Origin of the sequence: Armatimonas sp. (genome assembly GCF_031410135.1) — a bacterium.
Classification (GTDB): domain Bacteria; phylum Armatimonadota; class Armatimonadia; order Armatimonadales; family Armatimonadaceae; genus Armatimonas.
The window spans coordinates 1-5,609 of the sequence record NZ_JANNYP010000592.1; the positions used below are offsets into that span (position 1 = coordinate 1).

6 protein-coding genes are annotated in these 5,609 nt (G+C 60.0%); 5 read left to right on the plus strand and 1 reads right to left on the minus strand.

The window, feature by feature from the left end:
* From RMO15_RS21695 to hemL, 4 genes are all read left to right on the plus strand, one after another.
* Positions 1-758: dihydrolipoamide acetyltransferase family protein (locus tag RMO15_RS21695; RefSeq protein ID WP_309717052.1), on the plus strand; the 758-nt coding region annotated here is incomplete at its 5' end.
* A 30-nt stretch (positions 759-788) separates the two neighbouring features.
* Complete coding sequence (hemE, locus tag RMO15_RS21700; RefSeq protein WP_309717055.1) at positions 789-1,829, plus strand: uroporphyrinogen decarboxylase; 1,041 nt, start codon at positions 789-791, stop codon at positions 1,827-1,829.
* Positions 1,826-3,184 carry a protoporphyrinogen oxidase gene (gene hemG / locus RMO15_RS21705; RefSeq protein ID WP_309717058.1) on the plus strand — a complete coding sequence of 453 codons (1,359 nt, stop codon included), beginning with the start codon at positions 1,826-1,828 and terminating at the stop codon, positions 3,182-3,184. Before hemE ends, hemG begins: the two co-directional genes overlap by 4 nt.
* Positions 3,185-3,337: 153 nt before the next feature.
* On the plus strand, positions 3,338-4,645 hold the full coding sequence (hemL, locus tag RMO15_RS21710; protein ID WP_369016150.1) for a glutamate-1-semialdehyde 2,1-aminomutase: 1,308 nt from the start codon (positions 3,338-3,340) through the stop codon (positions 4,643-4,645).
* Between the two features lie 14 nt (positions 4,646-4,659).
* On the opposite strand, the gene RMO15_RS21715 is transcribed toward hemL, so the two are convergent.
* Positions 4,660-5,058 carry a Uma2 family endonuclease gene (locus RMO15_RS21715; protein ID WP_309717064.1) on the minus strand — a complete coding sequence of 133 codons (399 nt, stop codon included), beginning with the start codon at positions 5,056-5,058 and terminating at the stop codon, positions 4,660-4,662.
* A gap of 153 nt (positions 5,059-5,211) precedes the next feature.
* Between RMO15_RS21715 and RMO15_RS21720 the strand changes: the two genes are divergently transcribed.
* Positions 5,212-5,493, plus strand: a complete 282-nt coding sequence (locus tag RMO15_RS21720) for a hypothetical protein (protein WP_309717062.1) — start codon at positions 5,212-5,214, stop codon at positions 5,491-5,493.
* Positions 5,494-5,609: the final 116 nt, after the last annotated feature.

A 5,609-nucleotide genomic window follows, 5' to 3' on the forward strand; every position in this document is an offset into this window, starting at 1 on the left:
GCCAGAGGTCGCTTGGGACTCCCCCTCTCTCCCCCTCCTCCCAGGGTTGGGAGGAGGGGGCCGGGGGGAGGAGGGTTCTCCCCCTTGCGGGACTTCGAAAGCGGGTGGCGGACAACCTGAGCAAGTCCGTGCGCGAGAAGCCGCATGTAACACTCAATCTGTCCGTGGACATGACCGAGGCCAACAAGCTTCGCAAGCAGCTCCTGCCCGCTATCGAGAAGTCCGACAACGTACGCATCTCGCCCACCGACCTGATCCTCAAAGCCTGTGGCCATGCGCTAAGAGAGCACCCGATGGTCAATGCGCATATCAGCGGCGACACGATCACGCTCTTTGAGAGCGCGCACATCGGAATGGCTGTCTCGCTGGGCAACGACGGGCTGATCGTCCCGGTGATTAAAGATGTCCAGAGCAAGGGCCTGACCCAGCTTGCCAAAGACCGTGTGGATCTTGCGGCACGGGCACGCACCATGAAGCTTGCCAGCGACGAAGTGACGGGTGGGACGTTTACGATCACCAATCTCGGCAACTACGGCGTGCAGTCGTTCAACCCGATCATTCCGCCACCGCAAGTGGCGATTCTGGGTATCTGCGCCATCACCGATACGATTGTGGCAGTAAATGGCCAGCCCGCCGTACGCCCCATGATGGGTCTCTCCCTCAGCTTCGACCACCGTGCGCTAGATGGTGCCCCTGCCGCTGCGTTTCTGGCACGGGTCAAGGAGCTTCTGGAGACCCCTGGCCTCCTCCTCGCCTAGAAAACCTAAAAGACGTCAACGATTTCTACCATGCAAAATAGCCGATTTTTACGCGCTTGCCGACGTGAGCCTGTCGACGCCACTCCCGTTTGGCTGATGCGCCAAGCCGGGCGCTACATGCCTGAGTACCGCGAGCTACGCACCAAGTACAGTATTTTAGAGCTGATCAAAGACCCCGTGCTGGCGTGCGAGGTGACGATGCAGCCGATCAACGCGTTTGATTTGGATGCCGCGATTATCTTTGCCGATATTCTCCCGCCGCTGGAGGGCATGGGCCTAGAGCTGGAGTTTCTCAAGGGCGAGGGGCCGGTGATCCACAACCCCGTGCGCACGGCCAAAGCCGTCGGGCAGCTTGTCTTGCCAGAGCCCCGCGAGACCCTGAGCTTCACGCTAGAGGCCATCAAGCTGGTGCGAAAAGAGCTGGAGCCGCGCGGGATTCCCTTGATCGGCTTCAGCGGCGCTCCGTTCACCCTGGCCAGCTACGCAGTCGAGGGCGGTGCGAGTAAGAACCGCATTGAAGTGAAGAAGCTGATGTGGAACGAGCCGGTGGCATGGCACTCGCTCATGAACAAGCTCGCGACTCTTGCCGGGGAGTATCTTCTCGCGCAGGCCGAGGCGGGGGCGCAAGCCCTCCAGCTCTTCGATAGCTGGGTGGGTGAGCTAAGCCCCGCCGACTACGAAAAATTCGTCCTCCCCTACAGCCGTAAAGCGCTGGAGATTGCCAGCAAAGCGGGGGTTCCGCTGATTCACTTTGGCACTGGCACCAGCGGAATGTTGCCCCTGATCCAGAAAGCGGGCGGCGATGTGATCGGGGTGGACTGGCGTACGGATCTGGCGGCGGCGTGGGACGAGCTGGGTGACAGTGTGGCGGTGCAGGGTAATTTAGACCCCGTGGCGCTCTTTGCGGGCTGGGATGCGCTCCAGCCGCAGGTGGAAAAGATTCTGGATCGTGTCAAGGGCAAACCCGGCCATATCTTCAACCTAGGGCACGGGATCCTGCCCGAGACCCCGGTCGATACCGTGCGCCGTCTCATTGACCTTGTCCACGACTACACCAAGACCACCCCATGATCGCCATAATCGGAGGCGGTATCTCAGGGCTCAGCACGGCGTGGTTTGCCCAGAAGCGTGGCCTGGAGTATGTCGTTTTAGAGGCATCGGGGCGCTGGGGCGGAAAGCTCCAGACCGAGAAGATCGGCGATTTTGTGGTAGAGGGCGGGGCGGACTCGTTTCTGGCGACCAAGCCCTGGGCGGCAGCGCTCGCCCGTGAGCTGGGGCTGGGCGAGCGCCTGCTTGGCACCAACGACACGCTCCGCACGATCTATATTCTCCACAATGGCCAGCCCGTCGCGCTCCCCGAGGGCATGCAGCTCATTGTCCCCACCAAGTTCTGGCCCTTTCTCAAAACTCCCCTGCTCTCGCTTTCCGGCAAGCTCCGCATGGGCCTCGACTGGCTGATTCCCCCACGAACGGATTCTGCCGACGAGACTATCGGCAGCTTTGTGCGTCGTCGCTTCGGCCAAGAAGCCCTCGAAAAACTAGGAGAGCCCCTGCTCTCGGGCATCTATAGCGGGGAGTCCGAGCGCCAGAGCCTGCTGGCGACCTTTCCGCGCTACCGCGAGCTAGAGACGGAGTTCGGGAGCCTGATCCGAGGAACGCTCGCGCAGAAAAACAAACAGGCACAAGCCAACAAAAGCGGCAAGCGACCCGTGATGTTCCAGTCGTTTCCCGGCGGCACGCAGGAGCTCGTAGACGCGCTCGTCGAACAGCTCACGGGCACGCTCCGGCTCGGCACCTCCGTGACAGCGCTCGGGCCAAGTCGCCTAGGCTATAGCCTTAGCCTCTCGGATGGAACCACACTCGCTGCCGAGCAAGTGATCGTGACGACGCCCGCGTCGGTTGCCGCGACGCTCCTCCAGCCCCTCGCCCCTCGTGTCGCCGAGCAACTCGACCTGATCCGGGCGGTGAGCACGGGGACGCTCTCGCTGGGCTTCCGCACCGAGGACATCAAGCGCCCCCTAAACGGCTTTGGGATGGTGATCCCGCTACGTGAGAAGCGCCCGATCAACGCCTTGACGATCTCGTCCGTGAAGTTTCCCTCGCGCGCCCCCGACGGCCACGCGCTTGTCCGGGTCTTCTTCGGCGGCTCCCGCACGCCCGAGACGCTGGAGAAAACCGACGACGAAATTCTGGCGATGGCCAAAGTACAGCTCCTCGACATTCTGGGTATCACCGCCGAGCCGCTCTTTCACCGCATCTTCCGCTGGCACAACGCCAACCCCCAGTACGATGCGGGTCACCTGGATCGGATAGACGTCCTGGAGAAATCTCTGCCCCCTGGTCTGCACCTCACCGGCTGCGCCTACCGTGGTGTCGGCATCCCCGACTGCATTCACCAAGCAGAGGAAGTGGTGGGGCGGCTGTAATCGCCCCGGTGAGAGCGGGGCGTCAACGGGCGTCGCAAGCTCCGCCGCAAAGGCCTTCGGCCATCAGAAAGCCCTATGGCCGGAGGCCTTCCCAGCCGCAGGCTCGTTGACGCCCTCCTCCAACGGGGGCGGATCATGCGGGACAAAGCGGGTATCCTAATACCGATGAACACACAAGAATCAGAGCGACTCTTTGCCCGCGCGCAGGAGCTTATCCCCGGCGGCGTCAATAGCCCCGTCCGTGCCTTTCGTGGCGTCGGGGGAACGCCCCGGTTTATCGAACGTGGCGCAGGGCCGTATATCTGGGACGCTGACGGCAACCGCTACACGGACTATGTGCTCTCCTGGGGGCCGCTGGTGCTGGGCCATGCGCCGGAAGTTGTCTTGCAGGCAATCGCGGAGACGGCGGCCAAGGGCACAAGCTATGGGGCACCGACAGCTCTGGAGAACCAGCTCGCTGAGCAAGTCATCGCGATGGTGCCCAGCATCGAGCAGATTCGCTTCGTCAATAGCGGCACCGAGGCGTGCATGAGCGCACTACGCCTCGCCCGTGCGGTCACGGGGCGTGAGAAGATCGTCAAGTTCTCCGGTTGTTACCACGGCCACGCCGATATGCTTCTCGTGCAAGCAGGAAGTGGTGTGGCGACGCTCGGTCTGCCGGACTCGCCAGGCGTTCCCAAGGCCACGGCGGCGAGTACGCTGACGCTTTCCTACAACGACTTGGAGGGCGCAAAGGCGCTCTTTGCGGAGCTGGGTAGCGAGATTGCGGCGGTGATCGTGGAGCCGATTGCGGCGAATATGGGTTTTGTGACGCCCGCAGAGGGCTATTTGCTGGGGCTCCAGGCGCTGTGTCGTGAGTACGGTACGCTATTTATTTTAGATGAAGTGATGACGGGCTTCCGTGTCTCGCCCGGCGGGGCACAGGCGTACTGGGGGATTGATCCCGACATCACGTGCCTAGGAAAAGTCATCGGCGGAGGGCTTCCAGTCGGGGCGTATGCGGGCAAGAAGGCGATCATGCAGCACGTCGCGCCTGCCGGGACGATGTACCAGGCGGGGACGCTCTCGGGCAATCCGCTGGCGATGGCGGCGGGCCTGGCGACGCTCACGGAGCTACAAAAGCCTGGCGTTTTCGAGGGAATTGTTGCACGCACGACACAGCTCACCGAGGGCATCCGCGCTGCCGCTGAGTCGGCCAACCTGCCGATTCAGGCGGGCTGTATCGGGACGATGTTTGGGTTCTACTTGCTGAAAGAAGAAGGCGCAAAGATCACGGACTACGCCACGGCAAAGCAATTCGTCCACGCCGAGCGCTACGCCGTGTTTTTCCACAAGCTCCTAGAGCGCGGGGTCTATCTGGCTCCCAGCGCCTTTGAGGCGGGCTTTGTCAGCGCCGCACACACCCCGGAGATTATCCAGAGCACGCTGGACGCGATTCAAGGAAGTATGAGAGAGCTCTAAAAACCCACGGATTCCTAAACCGTCGCCTCACAGCCACACGCGAAGGCCAGTGTCACCGGGGACGTGTGGACTTGCTCGGGCTGGCCGTGACGGAAGTGCGTGACAGTACTTGTCGCCATGTCCAGCGTCACCACATCAGCGATTCCCTGACTCAGGTAAAACGGCACTCCCACTTTGAGGTCTTTGTCTTCGTAGTGCTTGCTGATAATCTCAATAATCGCCTCAGGTAGGAGCGTCACTGCACCGTCTTGCTCGCCTTCGTTGGGTTCGCGGCAGAAAATCGCGATATCGGGCCGCTTGATCGAGCCATCGGGGAACTTGACGTAGGCATCGGAGACATGGGTACAGGTGTAGTCGTAGATTGCATCGGCGCGACGACGGATAGACTGCTGGATTTTATAGATACGGTTCAGGTGCTTGTACTAAGGAAACGCCTCCCAGATAGTCATTCCTCCTGCCATTTCTAGCTTGACCCCGAAAAACTCCTCCACCTGCTGGGCGAGTTCAAAGAAGTCCATGCGGTTATTTTATCGTGAGCCAGAGTTGGCTATGGTACAGTTGCATCTATGTCCTATCAAGACGATTTAAAACTTCATCTGAGTTCCTACAAAAAATCAGTGCTGGGAGTCTCTGTTCAAGGGGAATTCATTCACCAGGGCAAGGTCATATTGTATGATCATATTCTCCCCAAGGTAGATACTGATTTAAATTTACTGCCGATCGCTCGCTCCTTAGAAGGTAGTTTTCGTAAGTCTAGACACCGTTATTTCCATCATCTTAATTCATCGCAGGCGTTCGCATTCAATCTTTTCCTTCCTTTCTTCACTCATGGTTCGCTCATTTTTTGAGGGGTTTAGCAAATTTGAGGTAACCTCGTTTCATGACCGAAACGCTCACTCTTATCACGGAACGGGTAGATGACATCCCCGTATTATTCGAGCAGATGCAGAAATTGGAGATGGCT

What these genes read in the sequence shown, in the direction of transcription:
- RMO15_RS21720 (WP_309717062.1), top strand. Translation starts at nt 5,212, where the DNA reads ATGTCCTATCAAGACGATTTAAAACTTCATCTGAGTTCCTACAAAAAA.
- hemG (WP_309717058.1), top strand. Translation starts at nt 1,826, where the DNA reads ATGATCGCCATAATCGGAGGCGGTATCTCAGGGCTCAGCACGGCGTGG.
- hemE (WP_309717055.1), top strand. Translation starts at nt 789, where the DNA reads ATGCAAAATAGCCGATTTTTACGCGCTTGCCGACGTGAGCCTGTCGAC.